The sequence below is a fragment of the Streptomyces caatingaensis genome (genome assembly GCF_001187435.1).
In the GTDB taxonomy this organism is placed as follows: domain Bacteria; phylum Actinomycetota; class Actinomycetes; order Streptomycetales; family Streptomycetaceae; genus Streptomyces; species Streptomyces caatingaensis.
Genome location: NZ_LFXA01000012.1, coordinates 1 through 25968, shown reverse-complemented (window position 1 = coordinate 25968; position 25968 = coordinate 1). Strand labels below are relative to the sequence as shown.

At 71.8% G+C, this 25968-nt stretch carries 18 protein-coding genes and 1 pseudogene; 13 read left to right on the top strand and 6 right to left on the bottom strand.

From position 1 onward, the window contains the following. Positions 1-63 precede the first annotated feature (63 nt). The 3 genes from AC230_RS19130 to AC230_RS19120 all read left to right on the top strand — a co-directional run bounded on the left by AC230_RS19130 (position 64) and on the right by AC230_RS19120 (position 4081). The gene (locus tag AC230_RS19130) at positions 64-759 is read left to right on the top strand and encodes a pyridoxamine 5'-phosphate oxidase family protein (protein ID WP_049717518.1); all 696 of its coding nucleotides are present in this window, start codon (positions 64-66) and stop codon (positions 757-759) included. A 74-nt stretch (positions 760-833) separates the two neighbouring features. Further along, the gene (locus tag AC230_RS19125) at positions 834-2210 is read left to right on the top strand and encodes a diaminobutyrate--2-oxoglutarate transaminase family protein (RefSeq protein WP_049717517.1); all 1377 of its coding nucleotides are present in this window, start codon (positions 834-836) and stop codon (positions 2208-2210) included. Beyond that, positions 2207-4081, top strand: coding sequence for a pyridoxal phosphate-dependent decarboxylase family protein (locus AC230_RS19120; protein ID WP_422125606.1), 1875 nt, complete (start codon positions 2207-2209; stop codon positions 4079-4081). Before AC230_RS19125 ends, AC230_RS19120 begins: the two co-directional genes overlap by 4 nt. Before the next feature lie 180 nt (positions 4082-4261). Here AC230_RS19120 and AC230_RS19115 read toward each other — a convergent pair whose 3' ends face one another. Next, a complete protein-coding gene (locus AC230_RS19115) occupies positions 4262-4699 on the bottom strand; it encodes an Hsp20/alpha crystallin family protein (RefSeq protein WP_049717516.1) in 438 nt (145 codons plus the stop codon). A 243-nt stretch (positions 4700-4942) separates the two neighbouring features. Further along, positions 4943-5281: a transposase gene (locus tag AC230_RS19110; RefSeq protein WP_049717564.1), complete on the bottom strand. Its 339-nt coding sequence runs from the start codon at positions 5279-5281 to the stop codon at positions 4943-4945. A gap of 150 nt (positions 5282-5431) precedes the next feature. On the opposite strand from AC230_RS19110, the gene AC230_RS19105 reads away from it, so the two are divergent. The 4 genes from AC230_RS19105 to AC230_RS19090 all read left to right on the top strand — a co-directional run bounded on the left by AC230_RS19105 (position 5432) and on the right by AC230_RS19090 (position 11493). Then, on the top strand, positions 5432-6334 hold the full coding sequence (locus AC230_RS19105) for an SDR family oxidoreductase (protein WP_049717515.1): 903 nt from the start codon (positions 5432-5434) through the stop codon (positions 6332-6334). A gap of 584 nt (positions 6335-6918) precedes the next feature. After that, positions 6919-7800, top strand: a complete 882-nt coding sequence (locus tag AC230_RS19100; protein WP_049717514.1) for a TIGR03620 family F420-dependent LLM class oxidoreductase — start codon at positions 6919-6921, stop codon at positions 7798-7800. A gap of 95 nt (positions 7801-7895) precedes the next feature. Next, positions 7896-8090, top strand: coding sequence for a hypothetical protein (locus AC230_RS34560; protein ID WP_049717513.1), 195 nt, complete (start codon positions 7896-7898; stop codon positions 8088-8090). 748 nt (positions 8091-8838) lie between these two features. Beyond that, positions 8839-11493, top strand: a complete 2655-nt coding sequence (locus AC230_RS19090; protein WP_198535563.1) for a hypothetical protein — start codon at positions 8839-8841, stop codon at positions 11491-11493. Positions 11494-11541: 48 nt separating this feature from the next. Here AC230_RS19090 and AC230_RS32655 read toward each other — a convergent pair whose 3' ends face one another. Continuing rightward, entirely contained in the window at positions 11542-11727 is a 186-nt protein-coding gene (locus tag AC230_RS32655; protein WP_157868604.1) for a hypothetical protein, read from the bottom strand. Between the two features lie 879 nt (positions 11728-12606). After that, positions 12607-13110, bottom strand: a pseudogene (locus AC230_RS19080) (dihydrofolate reductase family protein); the annotation flags it as partial. A gap of 221 nt (positions 13111-13331) precedes the next feature. On the opposite strand from AC230_RS19080, the gene AC230_RS32650 reads away from it, so the two are divergent. From AC230_RS32650 to AC230_RS19065, 4 genes are all read left to right on the top strand, one after another. Beyond that, positions 13332-13502 carry a hypothetical protein gene (locus AC230_RS32650; RefSeq protein WP_157868603.1) on the top strand — a complete coding sequence of 57 codons (171 nt, stop codon included), beginning with the start codon at positions 13332-13334 and terminating at the stop codon, positions 13500-13502. Between the two features lie 715 nt (positions 13503-14217). Next, positions 14218-14451 carry a DUF5988 family protein gene (locus tag AC230_RS19075; protein WP_049717510.1) on the top strand — a complete coding sequence of 78 codons (234 nt, stop codon included), beginning with the start codon at positions 14218-14220 and terminating at the stop codon, positions 14449-14451. 12 nt (positions 14452-14463) lie between these two features. Further along, on the top strand, positions 14464-19761 hold the full coding sequence (locus AC230_RS19070; RefSeq protein WP_277816917.1) for a type I polyketide synthase: 5298 nt from the start codon (positions 14464-14466) through the stop codon (positions 19759-19761). Positions 19762-19827: 66 nt separating this feature from the next. Continuing rightward, complete coding sequence (locus AC230_RS19065; RefSeq protein ID WP_078871383.1) at positions 19828-20808, top strand: spirocyclase AveC family protein; 981 nt, start codon at positions 19828-19830, stop codon at positions 20806-20808. Positions 20809-21154: 346 nt separating this feature from the next. Here the strand turns inward: AC230_RS19065 and AC230_RS19060 are convergent, their stop codons facing one another. Then, a complete protein-coding gene (locus AC230_RS19060; protein ID WP_078870844.1) occupies positions 21155-22945 on the bottom strand; it encodes a hypothetical protein in 1791 nt (596 codons plus the stop codon). Positions 22946-23024: 79 nt separating this feature from the next. Then, complete coding sequence (locus tag AC230_RS19055) at positions 23025-23906, bottom strand: hypothetical protein (RefSeq protein ID WP_241833283.1); 882 nt, start codon at positions 23904-23906, stop codon at positions 23025-23027. 87 nt (positions 23907-23993) lie between these two features. Between AC230_RS19055 and AC230_RS33075 the strand changes: the two genes are divergently transcribed. Together AC230_RS33075 and AC230_RS32645 are read left to right on the top strand one after the other, a co-directional pair. Then, complete coding sequence (locus tag AC230_RS33075) at positions 23994-24524, top strand: helix-turn-helix domain-containing protein (RefSeq protein ID WP_206743349.1); 531 nt, start codon at positions 23994-23996, stop codon at positions 24522-24524. Between the two features lie 887 nt (positions 24525-25411). Beyond that, positions 25412-25636, top strand: a complete 225-nt coding sequence (locus AC230_RS32645; protein ID WP_157868467.1) for a hypothetical protein — start codon at positions 25412-25414, stop codon at positions 25634-25636. Positions 25637-25968: the final 332 nt, after the last annotated feature.

The following is a 25968-nucleotide window of genomic DNA, read 5'->3' as shown; positions in this document are numbered from 1 at the left end:
CGGGCAGTCTGGCGCTCGTCTTCGAACGGCCCGTTCGGGTCGCACCGATGAGAAAGCCGCGATATGACCGAGCAGGCGCAGCATGTGCCGCCCGACGTCCTTTCCCCGACCGAACGCACCCGGCACCGCCGCCTGCGGGAGCAGGGCAGCGACCGCCGGGCCGATCTCGACGCCGTGCTGCGCGACGGCTTCCTGTGCCACCTCGGCGTGGTCGTCGACGGCACCCCCATGGTGGTGCCGACCGTCTACGGTGCGACGGCCGACACCCTCTACTTCCACGGCTCGGTCGCCAGCCGCAGCCTGGCCGCCTCGCCGCGGGCCGCCGTCTGCCTCACCGTCACCCACGTCGACGGACTCGTGCTGGCCCGCTCGGTCTTCGAGCACGGGATCAACTACCGCAGCGCCATGGTCTACGGCGTCCCGCGGCTCGTCACCGACCCCGAGGAGAAGCTCGCCGGCCTGCGCTGTCTCACCGAGCACGTCACCCCCGGCCAGTGGGACTACGTGCGCGGGCCCAGCCGCAAGGAGCTCGCCGCCACGGCGCTGCTCGCGCTGGAGCTGACCGAGGCGTCGGTGAAGATCCGCACCGGGCCGCCGGACGACGGCGACGGCCCGGACGCCGCTCTCGGCCTCTGGGCCGGCACCCTGCCGCTCCACCAGCACTGGGGCGCCCTCGAACCCGACCCCGCGCTGCCCGAGGGCATCGAGCCCCCGCACCACCTCGCCGCCCGGGCCCGGCAGCCGCTCGGCCGGCCGTAGACCCCCTCGCCCCTTCCCCCTCCCCTCGGCACCACGGGCGCCCACCCCTGCCCGGATTCCCAGGAGTTACCGCGATGACCCTCGCCACCGGCGTCTCCCCCGACACCCGCGACGCCGTCCTGCACCGCCAGAACGCCCGAGAGTCCGCCGCGCGGACGTACGCCCGCTCCTTCCCGATCGTGCCCGTCCGCGCCGACGGCATGACCGTGGAGGGCGCCGACGGCCGCCGCTACCTCGACTGCCTCTCCGGCGCGGGAACCCTCGCCCTCGGCCACAACCACCCCGTCGTGCTCGACGCCGTCCGGCGCACCCTCGACAGCGGGGCCCCGCTCCACGTCCTCGACCTCGCCACGCGGGAGAAGGACGACTTCACCGACGCCCTCTTCGCGAGCCTCCCGCCGGCCTTCGCCGACCACGCCAAGGTGCACTTCTGCGGGCCCGCCGGCACGGACGCCGTCGAGGCCGCCCTCAAGCTCACCCAGACCGCCACCGGCCGGCGCGGGGTGCTCGCCTTCACCGGCGCCTACCACGGCATGACCGCCGGAGCCCTCGCCGCGACCGGCAGCGTCGCCGTCAAGCAGCCGCTCCCCAGCGCCGGCGAGGTGACCCGCCTGCCCTACCCGTACGCCTACCGCTGCCCCTTCGGCGTCGGCGGCGACCGCGGGGCCGAACTCTCCGCCGCCTACGTCGAGCGGCTGCTCGACGACCCCTCCGGCGGCGTCCTGCCCCCCGCCGCCATGATCCTCGAAGCCGTCCAGGGCGAGGGCGGCGTCATCCCCGCCCCGGACGCCTGGCTGCGCGCCATGCGGCGCATCACCGCCGAACGCGGCATCCCCCTCATCGTCGACGAGGTCCAGACCGGCGCCGGACGCACCGGCACGATGTGGGCCGTCGAGCACAGCGGCATCGTCCCCGACGTCATCGTCGCCTCCAAGGCGATCGGCGGCAGCCTGCCCCTGGCCGTCGTCCTCTACCACGAGGACTACGACGGCTGGCGGCCCGGCGCGCACACCGGCACCTTCCGGGGCAACACCCTCGCCATGGCCGCCGGCGCGGCGACCCTGCGGCACGTCGCGGACGCCGGACTGGCCGCGCGCGCCGCACTCGTCGGCGCCCGGATGACCGCCCGGCTCGATGCCCTGCGCGGCGCGCTGCCGGTCATCGGCGACGTCCGCGGCCGGGGCCTGATGATCGGCGTCGAACTCGTCGACCCCGCCGCCGCCCCCGACGCCGGCGGCGCCCACCCCGCCGACCCCGCCCTCGCCGCCCGCGTCCGCGAGGGCTGCCTCGCCCGCGGCCTCATCGTCGAACTCGGCGGCCGCCACGACGCGGTGCTCCGCCTGCTGCCTCCGCTGACCATCACCGACGAGCAGGCCGAGACCGTCCTCGACCGCGTCACGGACGCGATCGCGGAGGCCGCCGCGGCGACGCCCGAGGGCGGCCGCCCGTGACCGCGCACGACCGGGGCGGCATAGCCGCCGGCCCTGGGGCTTCGGTGCCGGCTGCCGGGTCGGGTATCGGTTCGGCCGGCGGTTCCGGTACCGGTTCGGGCGCCGGCTGGGCCGGTGGTTCGGGCGCCGGGGTGCCGGCCCTCGCCGGTTCCGGCGCCGCGGCACCGGCCGCCGACGACCCCGCCCCGGGAACGCCGGCCCCCGCCGCACACCCGGCCGCCGCGACACCGGCCCTCTCCGGCGGCGCCGGCGGGCCGGACGCCCTGCGCCCGCTGCTCGACGCCGTCCTCGACGGCCTCGCCGAGGGCGCGGCGCGGCGCGGCGGCCCACTGCCGGCCGGCGGGCCGGGCAGGGTGGCCGCGCTGGTGGCCGACGCCCTCACGGCGGGCGCGCAGCCCGGAGCGCATCCCGACGCGGGGCCGGATGCAGGATCGGACGTCGGGACGGGCGCAGGCTGGTACGCAGGATCGGATGCTGGGCCGGACGTCGGGACGGGCGCAGGCTCGTACGCAGGTTCGGCCGCCAGGACGGACACAGGACCGGCCGCCGGAACAGGCGTGCTCGGGCGCCTCACCGCCCTGCTCGCCGAGGGCAGCGCCGACCCCGCCGACCCGGCCTGCGCCGCCCACCTGCACTGCCCGCCGCTCGCCGTGGCCGTCGCCGCCGACCTGGCGGTCAGCGCCCTCAACCCCTCCCAGGACTCCTGGGACCAGGCACCCGCCGCCACCGAGCTGGAGACCGCCCTCGTCCGGGAGCTGGCCGCGCTCGTCGGCTACGACCCCGCCCGGGCGGCCGGGGTGATCACCTCCGGGGGGACCGAGTCCAACCTCATGGGGCTGATGCTCGCCCGCGACCAGATCCTCGGCCGTGAGAGCGGAAGACGTGAGAGCGGAAGAGCGGTCGAACTCGACGGAGTGCCGGCCGAACTGACGCCCCGTCTGTTCGCGTCGTCCGCCGCGCACTTCTCCGTACAGCGCGCCGCCGCCGTGCTCGGCCTCGGCGAGAGGGCGGTGACCTCCGTCCCCGTGGACGACGACCTGCGGATGGACGCCGAGGCGCTGGAGCGGCGGCTCAAGCAGACGGTCGCCGAGGGCGGCACGCCCGTCGCGATCGTCGCGACGGCGGGCACGACCGACACCGGCGGCATCGACCCGCTGCCGCGCATCGCCGGCCTCGCCGCCGAGTACGGCGCGTGGCTGCACGTGGACGCCGCCTATGGCGGCGGTGCCCTGCTCTCGGACCGCCTGGCACCCCTGCTCGACGGCCTCGAACGGGCCGACTCCGTCTCCCTGGACTGGCACAAGCTCGGCTGGCAGCCGGCCCCCGCCGGCGTCTTCCTCGTCCGCCGGGCCGAGACCTACGCGCCACTCGCCCGGCGGGCCGTCTACCTCAACCCCGCCGACGACGAGGAGGCGGGCTACCCCAGCCTGCTCGGCCTGTCCTTGCGCACCACCCGCCGCCCCGACGCCTTCAAGATCCTGGCGACCCTGCGGGCGCTCGGCAGACCCGGCCTGGGCCGCCTCGTCGACGCCTGCCACGACCTGGCCCGCCACGCGTACGCCACCGCCGGGGACCATCCACAGCTCGAACCGCACACCGCCCCCGTGCTCACCACCATGGTCTTCCGCTACCGCCCGGCCGGCGCCGGCCCCGAGGAGACCGACCGGATCAACGCGGCGCTGCGGCGGCGCCTGCTGGCGGAGGGCCGCGCCGTGGTCGGCCGCACGGAGCTGCCCGGGGACGGTCCCGGCCGCGTACGGCTCAAGCTCACCCTGCTCAACCCGCACACCACCCCGGCCGAGGTGGACGCCCTGCTGGGCGCGGTCGTGGCGGCGGGGCGGGCGGAGGAGGACGCGTCGTCCGGCGGGTGATGCGGCGGGGGAGGGGCGGGTGCAGCGCGCGACCGGGCACGGACCGCTGGCGGGCCGTCGCGATCGTGGTGAGGCCAGCGGCCCGAGGACGGCTCCGGGCCCTCGGGCCCTCCCGGCCCGGCGGGGCGGCCACCGGGCCGGGCCCCAGGCCCGTCCCCGCACATCAGCCCCGGCGGCACCTCACCCCGTCCGCCGCACCGCGATGGTGCGCGGGCCGGATTCCTTCTTCTCCGGCTGCGGCACCCGCACCGTGAGGATGCCGTCCCGGTAGTCGGCCGTGACACCCTCCTCGGGTATCGGCGCCGGCAGCCGTACGGACCGCTCGAACGAGCCGTAGCGGAACTCCGAGTGCCGCTTGTCCTCCCGGCATTCGGTGTGCTCGGCCTTGACGGTGAGGGTCTCGCCCTCGGCGGAGATCTCGATGTCCTTCTCCGGGTCCAGCCCCGGCATCTCCGCCCTCAGCACGTACTGCCCGCCCTCCTCGGAGATCTCGATGGGGATCGGGTGCGCACCCGCGGCCGCCGCCCAGACGGCGGGGAACCCGGGGACGCCTCCCTCCAGCCACTCCCTCAGATCGGGGAAGAGCGAACGATGCCGTGGCGACAGTGCTCCTGCCATGGTGCGGTTCCTCCCTCGTCCGCGTCGGGCGGGCCGGCGTGGCCCCCACGCCCACCGGGCCCGTCACGTCATCGGTCTCCGCGACCGTCCCCCGGCCGCCGCGCCGCGCCGAGACGTACGCGCCCACGACACGGGCCCGGGCGGCGGGCCGGAACGGCAGTCGTCTCCTCCCTTCCAGTCTCGCGCACCGGTTCCCGGGGCGACGCCTCGCCGGGAGCGGCGCCATGTCTCGTTTGGTGATTTTCAGGGGTGGACGCGGCGGGCCGCGCACTCGTGGATCACCTTGGTCCAGGCGGCGAGCGCCGGGATGCCGGATGTCGTCTCGCTCAGCCTCCGCCACAGGTCCGCGCCGCTCCACCGGGTGAACCAGCGGTGGGCCGTCGGCACGCTCACCCCGAACGAGGAGGGCAGGTGCTGCCACGCACACCCGCTGGTGACCACGTAGACGACCGCCACCATGACCCTGCGCGCGTCCGCCGCGGCCCTCCCGCCGCCCTGCGGCCGCGGCGGCACGTCCGGCAGCAGCGGGCGAACCGCCTCCCACATCTCGTCCGGGACCAGGCGCTGAGCGAGTGCCTCCATGCGCGTGATCGTACGCACCCCGCCACGGGCTCCGCCGCTCCGCCCAACGACCCGCCAAACGAGACGTGGGCTCATATGCGGGCGGGAGCCGGGTGGGCTTATCGTCGGCCGCCCACCGACGAGTTCGGCACCGGCCAAGAAGGAGAACCCATGACCATTCTTGTAACGGGCGCGACGGGAACGGTCGGCCGCGTCCTGGTCGACCGGCTGCTCGCGGCCGGCCAACGGGTGCGGGCCCTGACCAGGAATCCGCAAGCGGCCCGACTGCCCGGCGCCGTCGAGGTGATGACGGGCAGCCTCACCCGACTCACGGGCGTCACGGCGGCACTTGAGGGGGCGCACGCCGTCTACTACATGTCCGGGATACTCGACCCGGACGATGCGGTACGGCAGGCCCGCACCTTCATGGAACTCGCCGCCGACGCGGGCGTCGGGCGCGTCGTCGACCTGTCCGGACTCGCCGTCACCGTACGGCGGCCGGGCAGTCACGAGATGCTGCGCGACGTCGAGGAGGTCATCGAGGCATCCGGCCTGGCGTGGACCCACATCCGGCCGGGCGAGTTCGCCGGCAACAAGCTGGACATGTGGGGCCCCTCGATCCGCGCCGAGAACACGGTGCGCAGCGCCTTCCCCGACGCGCTCGGCGTCCCCGTCCACGAGGCCGACATCGCCGAAGTGGCCGCCGCCGCCCTCCTCTCGGACGGCCACGCCGGACACGCCTACTCACTGAGCGGCCCTGAACGGCTCACCCAGAGGGAACAGGCCGCGGCGATCGCCCGGGGTCTGGGCCGGCCGCTGCGCTTCGAGAAGGTGACGTACGGCCGCGCCCGCGCGGCGTACATCGCGGCCGGGATGTCCTGGGACATCGCCGAATACCTGCTGGGCTACCAGGCCGAGTACGCGGAGGAGCCCCCCGAGGTCCGGCCCGACGTCCAGCGGGTCCTCGGCAGGCCGGGCCGCACCCTGGCCCGGTGGGCCGCGGACCACGCGTCCGACCTTGCGGAAGATCCCGCGCGGGGGGTGAGGGACGCGGCGGGGACGGTCGCGGTCTGAACCGGCGCGGGCGGGGCCGGTACGGGTGTCCCGTTCGTCCTCGACGCCGAGGGCGTTCGGCGCAGGTGGCGGCCTGCGCACCCACGCAACGCATCCGGTGAAGAATCGTCCGCGGGCTGCCGACGGCCGGCCGTCGGCAGCCCGCGGACGCGGCCACATCCCGCCCAACGCAGCCCCGCCGAAGGCCGGTCGGGCTCGTCCGTCCAATCCAGGAGCGTGTGAACGGTGTTGTAGTCCCTGCGGACATCCACCTCGACGCCGCAGGGGCTGGCGAGCGTCGTCACGCGTCGTCCCAGCCCTGAAGTACTCGTCCGGCGGGAAGGGGCCGAGGAGCGGTGAATCCTTGCGGTTTCACGGGAGTTCGCCGATCGTCGGTCACGTTGTGCGGCGGCCACGGACGTGGCCGCGTGAACTGCCCGGTAGCAGACGCCAGTCGGCTATGTGGGCGCATCGTCGGCTGACTACGCCGGGCTAACAGGATGTCCGCCGGAAGGCGTCCGGGCTTCCGCCCGTCGCCGGGTGCTCTGGCGGTGGTGCAGTCCGATCGGATACGAAGGACCGCATCGGAGCGAGGGAGGGGCCCCATGGAGCTGGGGACGTTCGGGATCTGGAGCCTGGCCTTCACCCACGGCGACCCCGGTGAGGCCGCGGACGCCGCCGCGGAAGCCGAGGAACTCGGGTACGGAACACTGTGGCTCGGCGGTGATCCCGGCGGCAATCCGCGGGGCGACCTGCGCAGAGCGGCTCACGTGCTGGAGGCGACGCGTCGGGTCACCGTGGCCACCGGCGTCGTCTCCATCTGGGGCCAGCCCGCGGGCCGACTGGCCGGCGCCTACCGCGCGTTGCCGGTGGACCAACGGCAGCGGCTGGCGGTCGGCATCGGCGTCAGCCACGGTGAACTGGTCGGCACCTACCGGCGCCCCTACACCGCGATGGACAGCTACCTCGACGCTCTGGACTCGCCGGCCGCCGCGATTCCGGCCTCCGCACGGCTGGTCGGAGCGCACGGACCCCGGATGACCCGGCTGGCGGCCCGCAAAAGCCTTGGGGTCCACCCGTACCTGGTCGCCGTCGACCACGTCGTCAGGACCAGGGAACTCCTGGGGCGAGGGCCGTTACTCGCCCTGGCGCAAGCCGTCATCCTGCACACCGACCCCGGCCCGGCCCGCGCCGCGGCGCGCGCCGTACTCGCTCCGTACCTTCCCATGGCCAACTACCGCTCCGCCTGGCTGCGTTCGGGCTTCACCGAGGACGACCTGGCGGACGGAGGCAGCGACCGCCTCATCGACGCCCTCTTCCTCTGGGGCGGTCCGGAGGACGTAGCCGCCGGGCTGGACGAGCGGCGCAAGGCCGGCGCCGACCACATCGCCGTGCAGGTCGCCGCCGGCTCGCGCCGTACGTTCGCCCGCAGCGGCTGGCGTGAACTCGCACCGGCGCTCCTCGCCCCCCAACAGCCCACGTCATGACGCCCGGTGGATCAACGGAGCCGGTGCGGATGTCGGTGGCCTCCACCGTCGCGCCGGTGAGCCGTTGGGGACCGCTCAGGTGGCATTGGCGGTAAGTGCTCGACGATCCGAGCCCCGAGCCGGGCCATCTGCGGCAGCAGGTTGCCGTGGCGGCCGGGTTGATCGAGTCGCCGAACAAGTGGGTGCCCGGCAGGCCCAACGCGAGGGCCATCAGCTCGGGTTCGAAGTCGGCGTCCAGGCCGTTCGGCACGAGGGACGCGATCGCCCGCACCGGGTGGTCGGTCAGCTGACCGGCTGGGTGCACGGTGAGCGCGTCGGGAAGCGGTGGTGACCGGGATGCCGGCCTGGGTGAGCAAGTCGGCCGGCAGCCGGATGTCCGGAGCGCGCAGGCACCCGCCCTGCCCGGCGCCGCCGGTGGCCACGAGGGCACAGGCCAGGATGCCCGCCTCGATAGACGCCCCCGCCACCGGCGGCTGCGGCACTTCCGGTACAGCCACCATCGTGAGCGCACGAGTCGCGGGCGGCGGGAAAGCCGAGGGTTGCGCCATGGCGGCCTCGGCCTCCTCCGCAGGACCTCCTCCCGGCCGATCCGCCCGCTCTCCAACCGTTCCTGGTGAGCAGTCACCTGTTCCTGGGCCTCGCGCAGCAGCTTCTGCCAGGCATTCAGCTCCTCCCGGGCCCGCGCTTCACGACGCTCCAGCAACACGATCACTCAGTCGGCCGCCCGGCCCACCGCCGGGCGGCCGACTGCCAGGGGTCGGTTGCGGGCGGCCTTGTAGCCGGTGATCACGGCCGGGTCGGCATGCAGAGGCGCACATAACGACGTAGGGTGGCGAGAGGCGGACATTTCTCCAGCGGATGATGACTTCAGTAAAGTCGTTGGCGGTGGGTCGGATGGCGGTATTTCCGTTCGTGCAAATTGAGTTCAGAGCTCAGACGTACCTGAGTTTGGTCCGCTCGACCTTGAGTCGCGCGCCTCGAGCGGTCGGAGAAAACTTCTTCGCTGGAGGTTCGGAGTACCAGATAGAGTCGGTTAATGTGCTTCTGAACAGCACTCTGCGAACGAAGAAAACTTATTCCTGGACGTATGAGTCGGAGACATGGGTCGGCGCCGCACCGCCTGAAACCATCCAAGCGAGGTATGTCGAGGTGCTGCAGCGCATCAAGATTTCGCTCAGCCGGGTCGTGAACAATGGTAGCTCCAAGACGTTTGAAGACGCAGGAGATTACGAAGGTGACGCCATCGTTTCGTTGAAGGCTTGGCCCAACGAAAACAGCGCCATGTTCGATCTGACGGTTACAGACTTCGAGCCGGTCGGCACCCTGGCGGACGACTTTAGAGCAGGTCTTCATCGAGTGGTCCGGTTCGCGCTGCGGAATGCGTCGATCACCTCGCAGCTCCCCAATCCGCTGGCAAGCAGTGGGACACGGATCGTCAACGTTGGTGTCGCGGCAGCCAGCGATGGCTCACGTATTGCCATCCGACAGCAAATCGGTGTCCCGGCGGGGCTGTCGGCGTTCAACGAGTGGCACCGTTTCCACGCAGGTGATTTCCCCGACACGTTGGCCAGTTCTGGTGGTTCTCCCAATGACTGGGCGGTCGTGCTGTCCAAGCCGGTCGCCGAAAGCTTGGTTGTTCGGAGCATCGAGTCGGCAATGCAGGCCCACGCGAGTGAGATTCGTCTACAAGGTGGTATCGGCGCGGCCTGGGCTCCAGAGTCCGGCGAGGCTCGCGTTAATGCCAGTTGGCAGTGCGAGCTCATAAATGCTTGCATCGGTCTCGGGAACATAGACGCCGACCTGTCGGCAGTCGTTCGCTTTTCCGTGCCCGGTGCGAACACTCTTCAGACGGACAGCGATGTCGACTGGGATCTAAACGATCTTGAGGTGCTCGGCTGCTCCTTGGCCGCCGCGACAATCGGACTCATCAGTGGTAACGCGATAGGCATCGCCATTGGCGGGTTTCTTGGCGCGGGCATCGGAGCTTTCGTTGGAGGCATTGGCGCATTCTTCGGTGCGATCGTCTTTGCATCTAACTACGTGCCTGACCTAAATGCGCCCAACTGCAGCCAGAGCGACAAACGAGTCACCTGCACAACAGCGCTCAACACCCAAATTCAGGTCGGCGTCAACGCCGACGGCAGCGCCCGGATGATGCAGCTCAACCCCAGCCGCGTCGGCGGCCACGCGGATGGGCTGTTCCTCGCCGGGCGTCTGAACGGCATACCTTCCGCGCTGGGCACTCGGGCCTTCATCACGGGCGAACCGTTCGGCTGGAGTGGACCCTCGACAGACTGCGGCGTGTCTGGCGCGTTGGTGATGATCCTGGCCGACCACATGGCGGATCTGGCCGCACCGGTCGCGACCGTCTCGGTCGTTCAGGACGCGGAGCCGGGTGATCCGCCTCTGGAGCTCTCCGCGATAACGAGGGTTTCGGCCGATCCGCTGGGCGTCTTTCCTGACTCAGGTATCCAGATACGCCGCTTCGGCACAACGCTCAGTGTCCTCATAGTGGCGGCTCCGACGCCGGAGTACTACCGGCATCCCTACAAGCTCAGTGTTCGGGTGGTCACCAGCGGCGGCACCAAAGTGATCGATCTCGGCCAAGTTCCGCAACTCACCGAAGAGACGACACAGGGGCTGAAGCGGGAGATGCTGGGAAGGATCAGCGACTGCTATGTGCGGCTCGACGACTTCACCCGGAAATTCGGCCGGCTGAACCCGCGCTGGCTGCCCGACCCGCCACCCGACGAGCTAGTGGCTCGTGAACGCCGGTTCTGGGCGATCCAGGTGCACGGCCTCGAGCCCGGTGAAGTCCTCGCAGTGGAGGCCGAGGACAAGCACCTTGCCTTCACCGCCGACCAGCGGGGCCTTGCCGAAATTCGGCTACTCTCCGGGGCCGGTGATGTAGCACTTCAGCGAGTCGCTGTGAGAGGCCACACAGCCGCAGACGGCGAGCTCCCCCAAGACATGCCTCAGCTGAGCTACCTGACGAACCAGGTGTCGCTGATCGAACAAGCGGAGCTCCCCGGATTCAGCAATGTCACTGCGATGGACCTCGGGTGGAGCGACGGGCGGCCTGTCCTCGCAGTAGTGGCCAACGGTGAGGTCTTCGGTTTCGACCTCGCCCATCCCGTCAGCCCACGGCTGGTCCATCGCAGCGTCGCCCCGAACGCGATGAGCGTGCTGGTCACCTCGGACGATGTCTATGTCGGAGCCAGCGACGGTCTCACCCGTTGGTCGCTCTCCGAGGGCGCGGTCACCCGCCTATCGGACCAGCCGATCGTGACGCTCCTCAGGGAAGGCGGAGCGGTTGCCGCACTGCAGGGCGATCGTCGGCGACTGCTGATCGGGCCTGGGGAGCTGCCGGTGGACGCCAAGAGCGACTCGATCCTGGCCGACCGTGAACGAGCCGACCAACGACTGCGCTGGCCTGCGCAGCTCGTTGGTTCGACGTGTGAGGTAGTCCAAGGCGACGACGCGAGGTACGTGCTCTACCGCAAGCGGCCATCGGGCAACGAGGTGCTCGGGACATATGATGACCTGCCAGAATTCGCAAATACGGCGATGTATGGTGACTTGCTTGTTCAGCCGGACGAGCAGGCAGCGGTGCTTCGGATCTATGCGCGGGGAGCGACCGCGAGCAACTTCCCGGCGGCCGCATGGCCGCTGCTCACGGCTCCGGACGTCTGACACGGACAGCTGGTAGCGAGGCACCGATTCCCCAGGGCATCGGCGTAGTCACACGAGGTCAGGTTCGTGATGACCTGTCGGGCAGGCGGCCCCCAAGACGAGCGACCTCGCTGCCAGCTGGTGCGGGTCCCAGACCTCCAGCGAGCCGAGGTCGCCGAGATTGAAGCGGGGCGGGGTGGCGGCGAGTTCGTCCCCGTCGTCAGGAGTGGGGTCGGGGACGACCTTCGGCGGCATGTCCTGGAGGCGGCCGACGTCGGCGTCGTGGGCGGCCCGTGCGGCGCGGTGCTGGTCCGGACGGCGCTGCGGGCGCGTTCGGCTTCGGGGGCCCGGCGCCTGTAGGCCCGGCTCTGGCCCCGGACTCACCGTTCGGCAGATCTTCGCCCCGCCGCGTGACGGCACCGCTCCGCGATTGCCTCCGGGCAGGCCCGCCATCGGCATCGACGCGCTGCGGGCGGAGATCCGCTCGGATCCGTTGCCTCCCGCCCGTCCGCCGGCCCGTCGTGACCTCGTTTTATGGCAAGTATTCTGACATGAACGGTAGTTGGTGCCGGCTAGGAACGCGACAGCAGGGGCGAAGTGAGAAAACGCTTGGGAAAAGATGCGCCAGGATGCCGTGGTATCGCGGGAGTTGGCCGATCGTCCGCCAAGTTGTGGCCAGCCCAAGAATCCGACCGTCACTCGGCACGGCGGGCCCAAGGACTCCGCTGCGCCGGCCCCAAGAACCGCGTCCTTGTCCGATAACTCAGCGGAATCCTCACCGAGTACACGCGAACCCGCACCGCATGTGCAACTCGGCGTGCTGCCCATCACCCTCTGCCACCGCCCCGTCTGGGCCGAGCACGCCGCATGCACCGAGATCTTCATTGGGCAGCTTTCCGCACCGAGTTTGAGCGCCGCCTCCAGGCACTGCAGCGGGTCGGCGAGAACCCTGGCCCGCGTGAATCAGATCACCCGGCCCGAGGCAGCGAACGCGAAGCTGAAGGAGCGGCTGACCCAGGCCCTGGCCGGGCTCGCCGTACAGCACGAGGGGATCGTCCACCTCCGCGAAGTGGCTGACGCCTCGAACCTGGTCACCCGCCTCCCCAGCCCGCGCACGACCGCGGGCCCCTCGTGTCACTTTCGCCAGAACAGGTGGTGCGTCACCCCGCTCGGGCTGGGCACGACTTCCAGGTGGAACCGATCGAGCAGCTCGTCGGGGGACTCCCAAAGCCGCAGCCCCGACCCGAGCTTTACGGGCGAGACCGCCACGTGCATGGTGTCGACGAGATCCGCGTCAAGGAACTGCCGGATGGTGGTAACCCCTCCGCCGAGTCGGACGTCCTTGCCCACCGCTGCCTCCCGCGCCTGCTCGAGGATTGTGGCCGGGTCGCCGTCGACAAAGTGGAACGTGGTGTCGGAGAGCGTGAACGAAGGACGCTTGTGGTGCGTCATGACGAACACCGGGGTGCGGAACGGGGGCTCGTCACCCCACCAGCCGCACCATTCATGGTCGCGCCAGGGACCGCGCTGAGGCCCGAACTTGTTGCGGCCCATGATCTCGGCACCGATGTTGCGGGCGTAGTCCCGCGTGAGGTAGTCGTCGAGGCCCCGGCTCCCGCCGGGGTCGGTGCGCATAGGGCGGCGCGTCCGTTCGCCGCCCGGCACGGCGACGGCAGGGGCTACAGGCCGACGCCGGTCGCCGGGTACCGCCTTGAGCAGGGGCGGCGGCCATTGTGGTCGAGCGTGGCGGGCGCGGCGGAGGCGTTCGGTGAGGCGCTGTCCTCCTTCGCCGTGCGCACACCCGAGCTCCCGGTGCGGTCCAACCTCACGGCGACCCGCTACTGGAGGACCCCGCCGGGGTGCGCGCCCGCCTCGCCGGCCAGATCGCGGCGCCCGTGCGCTTCGCGGAACAGATCGAGTCGATGTACGCGGCCGGGGCGCGGGTCTTCTTCGACGCGGGCCCGGGAACCGTGCTCACCGGCCTGGTGCGCGCCATGCTCGGCGACTGCCCGCACCTGGCCGTCCCTTGACAGTCGCGCCCCGACGCGGGCCTGTGCGGGCACCTGGAGTCGCTGGCCCGTCTAGCCGTCGCCGGCGCGCCGGTTGGCGCCATGGCGCTGTTCGCGGGCCGGGACGCGGTCGTCGCCGATCCGCAGCGGATGCCGGAGCCGCCCGGTCAGGTCGTCAACGGCCACCTGACCCGTACCGCGGACGGCGCATCTCTTCCCGGATCGCTGCGTCCGGCCCGGCGGAACGTGACGTTGATATCGGCTGCCTCGTCACGGAACCGCCACAGCGCGACGCCGGTGAGTGCGCCGGTTTCAGGGAACGACAGGACGTAAACGACAGGACGTATTGGAACGCGGAGTTATCGAAGTTCCCCACATGCTGGCCCGGGGGACGCCCAGCCCCCGGGCGAAGGCTGACGCGGCCCGAGGCCGGCGCGACCTCCATCGCCTGGTCGAATGGCATGCCGAACCGTGGACGGGGGATTCACCGGCGCACACGTCGATGAAAATATGGCCATCGCATCGCGTGGGCCCGCCGATGGTACACGGAGCTTCTGACGGCGCGAGCCACCCGGGCCTTATGCGCGCCGTTTGCAACGAGCGCCCTTTTACTGCGTCTTGCGGGAGTCGGAACCCCACACGTTCACTGAAAGTGGAACCTGAGGCACTGGTTCCGCTCATTTTCCTTGCACGTGAGCCGTGAGGTGGTTCTGGGGAAGGGCAGGAGGTTTCCCAGATGGCCGACAAGAGGGTGACGGACGTGAGGCAGTGGGTCGTCCTCCTGGGAGGCCCACCGGAACTCCCGCGTGTCTATCGCATTCCAGACGGTGCCGATCTCACCTCTCCGTGTCTCGTCGTGGCTTTCTACGGGCGGCATCAGCATTTCACCGACACCGGCGTCAGGGAGCAGGTGCGGGGTCGTATGGTGCCCGTGTTCCGGTTCGCCTACAGCACGGCGATCGCGGAATAGCAGGGGGCTGCTGTGTCTGCGTCGAATGCGGAACCGATCGCGATCGTCGGTATGGGCTGCAGGTTTCCCGGCGGGGTGGAGAGTCCGGGCGGCCTGTGGCAACTGGCGGCCCAGGGACGCTCGACGGTGGGCCGGGTGCCCGCCGAGCGGTGGGACGCCGCACGGCTCGCGGCCTGCCACGACCCCGAGGAAGCGATGCGTGCGGACTGGGGTTGTTTTCTGGACGGTGATGTGTGGGCGTGGGACCCGCAGGCGTTCTCCGTGGCGCCGGCGGAACAGCGCTGGGTGGACCCGCAGTTCCGGCTGCTGATGGAGGTGGCCTGGGAGGCGGTGGAGCACGCGGGCATTCCCGTGGACCGTCTGCGGGGCTCACGGGCGGGTGTGTATGTGGGCACCTACGCTCCCGACAATCTCTTCCGCGAGGCCCGCCCGGTGGAAGACGCCCCCAACAGCCCATACCTCTTCGGCAATTTCACGGCCGGGGCCGCGGGGCGGGTGGCGTTCGCGCTGGATCTGCGCGGGCCGGTGATGGTGATCAGCACGCACTGCTCGTCGGGCCTGGTGGCGGTGGACACGGCGTGCGGCGCTCTGACGCTGGGCGAGTGCGACGTGGCGCTGGCGGGGGCGGTGCTGCTCATGTTGTCACCGGAGACCCACTACTACGAGGCGCCGCTGCTGCTGTCGCGACAGGGCGCCTGCCACGCCTTCGACGCACGGGCCGACGGATACGTGCGCGGGGAGGGCGCCGGGGTGCTGGTGCTCAAGCGGCTGGCGGACGCGCGGCGGGCGGGGGACCGGGTGCTGGCGGTGATCCGCGGCAGCGCGGTGAACAACGACGGGCAGTCGACCCGGCTGACCGCGCCGTCCACGCGGCTCCAACAGGAGCTGTTCCGCGAGACGGTGGCCAAGGCGGGTATCGAGCCGGGCGAGGTCGGGCTGGTGGAGGCGCACGGGCCCGGTACGGCGGTCGGCGACCCGGTCGAGTACACCTCGATCGACGCCGTCTACGGCCGGGGGAAGGGGCGGTGCGCGCTCGGTTCGGTCAAGACGAACATCGGGCACAGCGAGCCGGCCTCCGGCATCGCCGGGATCATCAAGGCGACGGAGTGCCTGCGCCGTGGACACATCCCGCCGAACCTGCACTTCAGCCAGTGGAATCCGGCGATCGAACGGCGGCCGTCCTCCCGGCTGTTCGTGCCCACGAAGCTCACCTCGTGGCCGGTCCCCGGAAAGGGCCGGCTGGCGGCGGTGTGCTCCTACGGGGTGACCGGGACCAACGCGCACCTCGTGCTGGAAGCTCCGCTCGGCAGGCCGAGGCGACGCCGCCGTGACACCGGCGGCCCGGGGGAGAGGGCCCGGCTGTTCCCGCTGTCCGGCCACTCGGCGCAGTCCCTGGCGGCGGCCTCGTCGCGGCTGGCGGACTGGGTGGAGGGAGAGGGCGCGGCCGTGCCGTTGGCGGATGTGGCGCACACCCTGGCCGTGCGCCGTTCCCACGCCGACCAGCGACTCGTGCTGATCGCCCGCGACCACCGGCAACTGGCCGGCCGCGCGAGGGCGTTCGCCGCCGGGAAGCAGGCGGACGGGGTGGTCGGCGGGGCCCGGGTGCTGCCGCCTGAGCACGCGGGCGCGGTGTTCGTGTTCACCGGGCAGGGCTCCCAGCGTCCGCGGATGTGCCAGGGTCTGCTGGCCGACGAGCCGGTGTTCGCGGCCGCCGTCGACGCACTGGAACCCCTCATCCGCGCCGAGGCCGGGTTCTCGCTCCGGCAGATGATCGCCGAGCCCGGCCGGCTGCGAGGGATCGAGCGGATCCAGCCGGTGCTCTTCGGCGTCCAGGTCGCGCTCGCCCGGCTGTGGCGATCGTGGGGCGTCGTTCCGGCAGCGGTGATCGGGCAGTCTCTCGGCGAAGTCGCCGCCGCCGTGGTCGCGGGCGTCCTCGCACCCGAGAACGGCGTGAAGATCATCTGCCGCCGCTCGGCACTGCTGGCCACCATCTCCGGCGGCGCCATGGCCTCGGTGATGCTGGATGCCGAAACCGTCCGCGCCGCGATCGAGGAGGCCGGCGCCCACGATGTGTGCCTGGGAGTGATCACCTCCCCGCGGAACACCGTGATCTCCGGCGCCGCGGCCCGGGTCACCGCCCTGGTGGAGGCGTGGAACGCGGCCGGGGCCACGGCGAAGACGATCGACGTGGAGGTGGCCTCCCACTCCCCGCAGGTGGACCCGATCCTGGACGCGCTGCGTTCGGCCCTGGCCGAGATCCCCGCGGCCGAACCCGGCAGCGGCTTCTACTCCACCGTCAGCGCCGACCCCCGTGCCCCCGGCCTGCTGGACGCCGACTACTGGGTGAGCAACCAGCGCGCCACCGTCCGGTTCCGCGACGCTGTCTCGGCGGCGCTCGCCGACGGCCACCGCCTGTTCATCGAATGCACCGCCCACCCGCTCGCCGTGCGCCCCGTCCTGGACACCGCCCAGGCCGACGGCGCCCACGACGCGGTGGCGGTCGGCACGCTGCTGCAGGGCAGCGACGACACGGAGGCGTTCCTCTCCCACCTGGCCGCGGTCCACTGCGCCGGATACGAAGGCATCACCTGGGCGGGGGACGGCGAAGGCGAGCTCGCCGATGTGCCCGGCACCGCCTGGCACCGCACCCGCCACGGCGGCGACGAGCCCCCGTACCGGCTCGTCGCACCGCACCTGGTCGGAGCCGCCCAGCACCCGCTGCTGGGCGGCTACGTCCAGGACCCCGACGCACCTGAGCGGCATCTGTGGCACACCCCCGTCGGCCCCGCCCGGCTGCCGTGGCTCGGCGACCACCAGGTCGCCGGCACGCCCGTGCTGCCGGGCACCGGGCTCGCCGAGATGCTCCTGGCCGCCGGCGCCCAGGTGTTCGGCACCGACCGCGTCGCGGTCGAGGACATGCGGCTCAAGGCCCCGCTGGTGCTCGAACCGGAGCCGGACGTCACCACCCGGCTCGTCGACAAGGGCGATCGTGCGCACGCCGAGGTGCTCACCCGCACCGGGGACGGAACCGTCGTGCACGCGCACGCCACGGTGCGGCCCCTTGCCGGGAGCAGCCCCGTCCCGCGGCTCGACCTGTCCTCGCTCACCACACCCGAGTGGAGCGACGCGACACCGGCCGACCTCTACCGGCACTTCCGCGAACGGCACGACGTCTTCCACGGCCCCGCCTTCACCGCCGTCGACCGCATCCGGCTCCACCCCGACCACGATCGCGCCGTCTCCCATCTGCGCGTCGCCGACACCGCCCGCATCTCCGCACACCGGCTGCGGCTGCATCCCGCGCTCGCCGACGAACTGGTGCAGACCGTGGTGGCCGCCTGGCTCGCCTACTGCCCCACCAGCCCCGGCCCCGTCGTCGTCGCCGGTATCGACGAAATCCGCCTCCACGGCCCCACCGGCCACACCCGCTACGCCTCGGTGCACCTGCGGGAAGCCGACGACCTGGCCTGCACCGCCTCCGGCGTCCTGGCCACCGCCGACGGCACCGTCGTGGCCGAGGTCCGTGGCCTGCGCCTGGCCAACATCACCCCGCCCGAGCAGCGCTACGCCGCACGGCTCGCCCACCTGGAGTGGGTACCCGAACCCGGCCGGCCGGCGCCGGAGCAAGAGCCGACGGACCAGCACTGGCTGGTCGTCGCCCCGGAGGAGACTCTGTGGGCCGACCGGCTGAGCGCTCTTCTCGGCACCCGCGCCGCGAGCAGCCGTCTGCTGACCCACCCGACCTCGGCCCGCACCGCCGTGCCCTCGCTGGCCGCCGCGCTCGACGACCCGACCGGCCCTCCGTGCACAGGAGTCGTCCTCGTGCTCGGCGGCCGCGAGAACGGCACCGCACCACCCACGGCCGCACGGGAGAACACCGCCCGTGCCGTCAGCGTCATCCAGCAGCTCGTGTCCCACGCCGATCCGCCCCGGCTGTGGCTGGTCCGGCGCGGCGACGAGACGGCCCTGGCCGGGGCGGGGCCGCACGGCCTGCTGCGCGTCGCCGCCTTCGAGCATCCCGAACTACGCGCCAGCAGCATCGAGCTGGACCGTGCCACCCCACTCGACCGGGCGCTCGACGATCTGCTGGCGGCCGACCAGCCGATCACCGAGATCGCCTGGTGGCACGGCAACCGCTACCTCGCCCGCGTACGTCCCGGCCCCGGGGCAGCAGGCGCGCCGCTGCCGCGGCCGGTCCGTCCGGGCGCGGCGTACCTGGTGACCGGCGGGCTCGGCGGGCTGGGCCTGCTCACGGTGCGCTGGCTGGCCGAACGGGGAGCCGCACGCGTCGTGGCCGTGGGCCGCTCCGCACCGTCCGCGGAGGCGGCACGGGAAGTGGCGGGACTGCGCCGGTCGACCGCGGCCGACATCGCGGTGCTCGGTGGCGACATCGCCGACCCCGCCACCGTCGGCCGGGCCGTACGCGTCGCCACCGACGGCGGTCCCGAACTGCGCGGCATCGTGCACGCCGCCGGGGTCGTCGAGGACGCCACCCTCGGCAGCCTCGGCGAGGACCTGCTGCGGCGGGTGTGGCGCGGCAAGGCCGATGGCGCCTGGGCCCTGCACCGGGCCACCCTCGACGCCGACCTGGACTTCTTCGCCGTCTACTCCTCCCTCGCCTCCCTGATCGGCTCACCCGGCCAGGCCGCGTACGCCGCCGCCAACGCCTACCTCGACGCGTTGGTGGCCCACAGGCTCGGCCAGGGCCTGCCGGCCACCGGCATCCACTGGGGCGCCTGGGGCCGGGTCGGCCGTGGCCGGCACCTCGCCCGGCAGGGCTTCGTACTGATCTCGCCGCAGGACGGCGTCCTCGCGCTCGAACGCATCCTGACCGACGGCCACCGGCAACTCGCCTACTCACCCATCGACGTGGCCCGGTGGACCGCGCCCTACCCCGCCCTGCGGCACTCCACCCTCCTGGCCGACCTCCTCACCGGCACCGGTACCCCGGCGGCGGTCACCGCCGCGCCCGTACGCGAGGACCTGCTTGCGGCCGACGGCGACGCCGAACGCCGCCGGATCCTGGAGGCGTTCGTCGTCGACCAGGTCCGCGACATCCTCGGCAACACCACCCGTCACATCGGGGCGCACACCAGCCTGGTCGTGCTCGGCCTGGACTCCCTCGGTGCCGTCCAACTGCAACAGCGTCTTCAGAACGCCCTGAAGGTCAGCATCAAACCCGGGGTCATCTGGGTCAGGCCCAACGCCGCCGGCCTCGCCGACTGGCTCCTGGAGCAGCTGGGCACCGGCCCGCAACCACCCGCATCCCCCTCCGCATCCCGCCCCCGGCCGGGCGCCCGGCAGGAATAGGCGCCGCCCACCGGCCAGAACACCCGCAGCTGATCACCACCGGCTCCCAGGAGAGGTGCCGTCCCCATGGCGCACACATCCTCGGCCTCACCCGCACCCTCCGCCCGCGCGGCCGCTCTCCCGCGGCGCTGGCGGTGCCCGGCAGTGGGCTGGGCGGCGATCGGTGCGGCGGGCGTCGCCTGCCAACTGTGGGTGTTCGCCCGCTGGGCAGCCGACGGAAACGCCCATGCCTACCCCGCCGGGGGCTATACGATCCCCACCGCCCTGAAGATCGCCACCCGTGTGGCGGAGGCCGTGCTCCTCGCGGGCTGCGCGGGGACGGCCTGGTGGTCCTGGCGGCGGTCCCGCACAGCCGGGCGCGTCACGCTGCCCGCCGCGCTGTTCGCCGGCTGCTGCCTGTCCTTCTGGCAGGACGGCTACCTCAACGCGTCCACCCACACCATCGGGCACAACCGGTACGGCCTCAACGTCCTCAGCTGGGGACCGTACCTGCCCGGCTGGTCCGGCCCGCAAGCCGGAGTGAGGGCCGAAGTGGAGAGCCTGCTCACCATCGGCGCCTACCTCGCCCTGATCCTCTGGATCTTCATGGGGGTGACGATCGCGACCCGTGTCCGGCGACGCCGGCCGCAGTGGAGCCGCGCCCGGGTGGCCACGGTCACGGCCCTGGCCTGTCTGGTGCTGGACATCCCCATGGAGCAGACCTATCAGCGCGTCGGCGGGTACGGCTACGTCTACGCCCTGCCGCACCTCACGCTCTTCGAGGGCCACTACTACCAACTGCCGCTCTCCTCACCCGTATCCATGATCTTCCTCGTGGTGATGCCCATGGTCCTGATGACCCTCTACGCCCCACCGGGCCGGGAAGTGTGGATCCTCGAAGGCTCCCTGCGGCTGCCGCGCCCCGCCCAGGGAGGTGTCCGGCTGCTGGCCGGGGTCGGGTACATGACCGTCGCCGTCGCGGCGGCCCTGGTGTTCATCACCGTGCCGGCGCTGACGATCGGCCACCCGGTGGGCTTCCCGATCTGGTTCAGCCCGCCCGCCACCTGAACCGTCGACGACCTGGCCGTTCTCCCCACCGAGCCGTCGCGGCCGGCCCGGTGGGGAGAACGGCCCCGCGAGGAGAACAGGAATGCACACGGCAGACGAACGACCCACGGCCCGGGGCCGTTCTTGAGTTAGCTCAGGATCGGTTGATGAAATCCCGTCTGATCGTTTTGATCGGGCGGGATTTCTGCGTTTCCAGGGGCCGTTCGATGTCTGTTCGGGGTGGTGGATGGCGGCGTGGTGGGGGTATCAGCCTTCTGATGCGCCGACTTGCCGTTGTGAGGGCAGGGGGGCGGGCCCCGGGTGGCCGGGGCTGGCGGTGCTGCTTTGTCGTTGTCGTGTGCGTGGGTCAGGTGACGCGCGGGGGCGGCCGTCCGGTGTTTCCCGGTGGTTGGGCTGCTGGGTGATCTGGCCCGGGAGTGCCGTGGGGTTCGCGGCTGAGGCCGGTGTCGTTGTCGAGGGTGGCCCCGGTGTGTTGGTAGAGCCAGGTTTCCAGGATGTCCAGGTTCCCGATGGTGGTCATGATGGCGATCAGGAGGGTCTGGGTGACCTGTCCGGGGGCGGGCCGGTGTTTCGGGTTGCCGATGTCCATGTCACCGCTCTTGAGGCGGCCGTTGATGCCTTCGTTGTGGGAGCGGATGGGTTTGTAGGTGTGGTCCCAGGTGGGGCTGAGGTAGTGCGTGTCCTGCCGGTACTTCGCGGTCTTCAGGTCGCCGCGGGCGTCGGCGGGGACGCTGATGGCGGATGCCCCGCAGACGGCAGGCAGGTCTTCTTGAGGGGGCAGGTCGAGCCACTCGTTGTCGGGGAGCTGGACCGTGGGCCGGGCGGCGGGATGAGCGGCCCGGGACCGGGTATCGGCCAGGTTGACCACCGTCGGGGGCGGCCCGGAGGAGCGTGGCTGGTTGGGGCGGAGGCGGTTGCGGCGGGGGCAGTTCACCGATGGGGACGGACCGGCGGCCGGGCACTGCAGCCGGACGGTGCCCCGGGCGTCGGCGCTCTCCTTGAGTTTGAGGAAGTACGGCCGGCGTTGTGCGATGGCTTCCTTGAGTTCGTCGCTGCGGATGCGTACGGCCTTGTCGTCCGCGCCGTGTGTGGCCTCGACCAGTGCGGTGGGCATGCGCGGGCAGGCGAGCGAGCCGTCGACCAGGAGAGCCCCTTGCCAGGTGCCCTGGAGTCCCCGTTCCTTGACCTTGTAGTCGAGGGCGAGGCGGTAGCCGAGGCGGCGGGCGGGGACCTGGAAGTGCTGTGGGCTACATCCGGTGTAGGCGCGGTCGGCCGCGCAGGTGCCTTTGGGCAGCTGGAGTTCGTCCAGCTGCCGCAGCAGGGTGATCGCGTTGGGGCCGGTGCGGACGGTGGGGGTGTCCAGGACCAGGCCGAGGCACAGCTGCGGGTAGGCCGTCGTCTTCGCCGGGGTCGTCCCGGTGACGTGTGCGGGGCGGGTGTGGGCGGCGACGAGGAAGGTGGCGCTGTAACCGAAGACGCCTTCGTCGGAGCCGCCGCTGAAGTGCAAACCCGCGGTGATCTCGACCGAGGCCGTGCCGGAGAACTCGCTGTCGGGCTTGGCCAGGACGGGGATGGCGGTCGCGTCGACTCCGATGTCGCCGCGCCAGCCGCGCAAGTGCCCGCGCTGCTGGGCGATTCTGACCGGAGTCAGGACGAGGTCGTTGGCCAGCTTCTGCAGACGGCCGGCAGCCTGGCGTCCGGCCGGGGTGTCCCATGCCGCCGCGTGGGCATCGGCGTCCGCCTGGGGCAGGCGTCGGCGCCGGTCGCAGCGGGCCGGGTCCAGGACCGTGGTGATGCGGTCCAGACCCCGGTAGAGACGGCGGCTGGCAGCGACGCACTCCCGGGCCGAGCCCGGCGGCGCCTGGGGAATGCCCAGCCAGACGCGGGCTGTTGGCCGCAGGCGGAAATGCAGTATCCGCCACGCTTCGGCGACGGTGGCCCGCCCGGTGTAGTAGACGGCGAGCATCAGCCCGGCCAGCACCGTGCGCGGCCGCACGCCCGGCGGCCCCGGACGGCCGTCCAACAGCTCCTCCAGCCGCTGGGGCAGGCCGGAGCGGTCCAGCACCGACAGCAGCTGCCCGACCTTGGAGTCGGGTATCTCGGTCAGCCGGCCGGGACGGAGCCTTGGCCGCAGCAACCGTGCCGCCAGCTCCTCACCTTCGGGCCGGGGCCTCACCGGCGGCGACCGCGCAGGAGCCGGACGACCTCCTTGTCCGTCAGCGGCGGGACCCAGCGGTGATAGGGGCCAGGCCGGCCGGGGAGACCATGCCCGCCGCCGATGCGACAACCGCCGGGCTGACACCTTCGGCCAGCAGCCGGACGATCCAGGTCGACCGCAGCCGGCGGGCCGACAGCGGCGGGAGACCGGCATGCGGGCGGTGACGGTGCGGCCAGGACGAGACGAGGTTCTTCGCCGCCGCCACCTTCCGGCCCGGCCGGAACAGGAAACCCGCCCCCGCCGTCTCCCTCAGCTCGGCGAGCACGGTCTCCCATCCGGTGTGGCAGGCCACCAGCCGGCCGAGCATCTCCTGGTCCAGCACCGCGACGCCGGATGTGGTGACGCGGATGTGGCTGCCCCGGACCCGGGGGACCTCGCCGGGTGCCAGGCCGCATCCGGCACCCAGCGCCATCAGCGCCAGGCCGTCCAGCCGGGCCTGTCCCGGCAGTTGGGCCGCCCAGGCCCGCAACCGCGACAACTCCCCGCGCTCGTAAGGAGGCTGTGGGTCGCGCGGCGAGGACAGCCGTGCAGCGGGCGCCTCACCGCGTTGCACCCACACCAGGGCCTCACGCACCCGCCGCAGCCAGGAGCGGTAGGTCTGCACGGTGGAGCCGTCCATGCCGGCACAGCCCGACAGCACGAACGCGTCGATCGTCTCGGTCCGCATCCACACCCCGGGATCCCGCGGGAGCCCGCAGCCGTCCGCCCACACCGCCAGCCGCCCCACCACATGCAGCAGATGCCCCGCCTCGTAGCAGGTGGCAGGAGCCGCCGCGGCCACCGTCGCTCTGACCTGGTCGGCGACCGGCGCCCACCGCCGGTGTGGCAGACGGGGACGGTAGTCGCGGATCCGCCGGGAAACCTCAGGGCTCAACGTCACGGTCCAACCAAATCGGCTGGACAAGCAGCCGGTGAAGGCATCGAAGCCGATCTTCACCGAGAGGAGTGCATCAACATGGTCGGAGGTTTGACCCGCAGCAGGCCGCCGCGCGATCTTGCCCGCGATCCGGAAACCTGGCCCCACGCCCTCATCGACGACCCCGCCGCCGCCGTCGTCCAGGACATCGCCCGCACCCTCGCCACCACCCTGGCGGACCAGGGCCGCAGTCTGCGGCGGGCCGCCGAAGGGTCGGGAGTCAACCGGCAGGCCATCGCCGACCTGATCGCCGGCCGCTGCTGGCCCGACATCGCCACCGTCGCCCGCCTGGAGAACTTCCTCGCCGTCACCCTCTACCCGCCCGGGGAGGAATGCGCCGTACGCATGGAAAACAGCCCTTCCGCCCCCCGGCATCGGCGGCCGAAGGGGCGACAAAATAGGCCACGCGCCCCCGAGGCGAGCCCAGTTGCTCTAGCCTCGGAGTGCGTGAGCCACTGCGAACGGGACCACGCCGCGCTCCCGTACGAGGGTGCCACCTCAGGGAGCTGGTTCCCTCCCCCGCCGAGGGGGAGGGAACACCCAATGAACAGGCTCTCGTTAGGCGGCCTCCTTCGTCGGTGAGCCGTTGGCCCTGGCGACGGCGAACATGCCCACCGGCTCCTCGACGACCCGGCCGTTCTTCACCAGCCGCTTGCACGTCCCGCGGACCGTCGCGAGGGCCCCCGCCCTGCCTTCCCCCGGGTCGGCCGCCCGAGCGCCTCCGTGATGTCCCGCACCGGCATCGACCGCCCAGCAGTCACCAGAATCCGCTCGACCGCCTCCATCAACTCGCCCGTCGCGGTCCGCTGGCCTGCGGCAACCTCTGTCCGGGGAGGCGGTGGATCGTCATCGGCCGGTGCCCTGTCCTGTTGTCCGGGAGGCGGGTCCGTATTGGGCCCGGACTCCGTCTGCGGGGAGCCGTCCCCCGCGGGCCGTCCGGGGCTGTTTCTTCGTTCACGGGTGGCGGAGCATCCGCGAGGATCTCCTCAAGCGCCTCACGCAACTGGTCACGGGTGGCGGATACCTTCGCCACCTCCGCGGCGACAAGGCGAGTTCGGCTTCGAGCTCCGACTTCCTCTGCAGCAGCCGCCCGACCTTGCCGGAGTAGAAACCGACAGCTGCCCGCAGCCCTGGTACCGCGGCTACCTCATCTGTGTCGACGGAGCCCATCCGCTCCCTCCCGATACCTGGCTGCCCATGCAACGGCAGCCATCGTAGGCAACGCCAGCCGCACCTGGCAGCCAATTCGCCAACTGTGCAAGACAGTTGCAAGACCTGGCATGTCGTTCCCGCGCATCCGAAGACCTGATGCACCTCGTTCGTGTGGTCAGTGCGGTAGCGACTGCGCACGTGCGGCTGCTCGCTTCGTGGCGGAGCCTGACACCTGCCGGCCGGGCCCGGCCTCGGTCGGCTGTCGGACCGGGCAGTCCAGGAATGAAGCATTCCGGCATGCCCCTATAGTCGCCCTCATGAGCGAAGGGAAACGAGAGTTACGAGGCAGCGGCGGTCTTCGGAGCGTGCTGTTCGCAGTCGGCGCGCTGGTGGCTGCTGGGCTGCTGGCAGCCCTTGCCTGGTGGCTGGGTTGGTTGACCCCCGGGACCGGATGGTTGTCGGCGAAGCTTGCGGCGAAAGCGGCAGTTGTTGTGCCCCTGGGAGTCGCGGCCTTGATCACCTGGATCAAGAAGCGTCGGTGACGCGCTCTCTCGACAACGCCCCCTTGAGGCCCTGCCTCAGGGCAGCCGGAACCCCACCCACGCCGTAGGGGAGCCCGTCCAAGATCGCAGGGCTGATCGCAAAGATCCCAAACGACAACAACGGCTCAAGCTCCGCTCGTTACGTCCGTGCGTGGACTGGTGAAGATCACGCCATGCAGGTCGGATCTGTTGCCCTTGCAACCCCAGGGCTCGCTTCGTCCTGCGATCGGCGACGCTGACCTGGGTGAAGGAACCACCTCCCGCTCCCGGTTCCTGAGCACCCGGGTCCCACTCCCGGCGGCACTGTTCGGAGGCGACAGTCGTCGGCCGGG

Coding starts and splice junctions, on each gene's coding strand:
- AC230_RS19130 (WP_049717518.1), top strand. CDS start 64: ATGACCGAGCAGGCGCAGCATGTGCCGCCCGACGTCCTTTCCCCGACC.
- AC230_RS19125 (WP_049717517.1), top strand. CDS start 834: ATGACCCTCGCCACCGGCGTCTCCCCCGACACCCGCGACGCCGTCCTG.
- AC230_RS19115 (WP_049717516.1), bottom strand. CDS start 4,699: ATGGCAGGAGCACTGTCGCCACGGCATCGTTCGCTCTTCCCCGATCTG.
- AC230_RS19110 (WP_049717564.1), bottom strand. CDS start 5,281: ATGGAGGCACTCGCTCAGCGCCTGGTCCCGGACGAGATGTGGGAGGCG.
- AC230_RS19105 (WP_049717515.1), top strand. CDS start 5,432: ATGACCATTCTTGTAACGGGCGCGACGGGAACGGTCGGCCGCGTCCTG.
- AC230_RS19100 (WP_049717514.1), top strand. CDS start 6,919: ATGGAGCTGGGGACGTTCGGGATCTGGAGCCTGGCCTTCACCCACGGC.
- AC230_RS32655 (WP_157868604.1), bottom strand. CDS start 11,727: ATGCCGCCGAAGGTCGTCCCCGACCCCACTCCTGACGACGGGGACGAA.
- AC230_RS19075 (WP_049717510.1), top strand. CDS start 14,218: ATGGCCGACAAGAGGGTGACGGACGTGAGGCAGTGGGTCGTCCTCCTG.
- AC230_RS19065 (WP_078871383.1), top strand. CDS start 19,828: ATGGCGCACACATCCTCGGCCTCACCCGCACCCTCCGCCCGCGCGGCC.
- AC230_RS32645 (WP_157868467.1), top strand. CDS start 25,412: ATGAGCGAAGGGAAACGAGAGTTACGAGGCAGCGGCGGTCTTCGGAGC.